The sequence below is a fragment of the Paenibacillus xylanexedens genome (assembly GCF_007676705.1).
GTDB classification, from domain to species: domain Bacteria; phylum Bacillota; class Bacilli; order Paenibacillales; family Paenibacillaceae; genus Paenibacillus; species Paenibacillus xylanexedens_C.
In genome coordinates, this window is sequence record NZ_VEBF01000544.1 from 1 (window position 1) to 246 (window position 246).

Annotated in this window: 1 protein-coding gene; it reads right to left on the reverse strand. The window is 44.7% G+C overall.

Annotation, left to right across the window (positions count from 1 at the left end; translation table 11 throughout):
- Window positions 1–49: 49 nt before the first annotated feature.
- Window positions 50–246, reverse strand: a 197-nt coding sequence (locus tag FS628_RS32315) for a hypothetical protein (RefSeq protein WP_222125344.1), incomplete at its 5' end; no start/stop codon positions are given.

Here is a 246-nt window from a genome sequence, read left to right on the forward strand (position 1 = left end):
CAACCACACTTCCCCCCCCACCTAACCCTCTTTATCATAAATTTATCCATCACACCATTCCCACACAAACCAGATCACCCATATCCCTTATTTTATTCTCCATCATCATCCTCCCCTTCCTTCCATCCAATTCATCCTTCCTCCACCTCCCCATGCTTATCACACCAACCCAATTCCTCGTTATCACAAACATCAAATTCCACAACCATTCCCCATCCACAAACACCCTTATCAACCCCTTATCTT